This window comes from Streptomyces aurantiacus (assembly GCF_001418335.1).
GTDB classification, from domain to species: Bacteria; Actinomycetota; Actinomycetes; order Streptomycetales; family Streptomycetaceae; genus Streptomyces; species Streptomyces aurantiacus.
The window spans coordinates 1-208 of sequence record NZ_LIPP01000545.1; the positions used below are offsets into that span (position 1 = coordinate 1).

Below are 208 nucleotides of genomic sequence, written 5' to 3' on the forward strand. Positions count from 1 at the left end.
CGGCGCCGTGAACATCATCGTCAGACCGAGCGGAGCCACGCACAGACCCGCCACGACCATGGACTGGCCGAGGCCGTAACCGGTCGACGCGGGCAGCTGGAGCAGCTGGGGCAGGACGAGGGAGACGGCGTAGAAGGCGACACCGACCATGATCGAGGCGAGGTTGGTGAAGAGCACCGCGGGGCGTGCCGTGGTGCGCAGGTCGACC

Annotated in this window: 1 pseudogene; it reads right to left on the minus strand. The window is 69.2% G+C overall.

What is annotated here, in order from left to right:
- Positions 1-208: pseudogene (locus AOK01_RS46015) on the minus strand (MFS transporter); the annotation flags it as partial.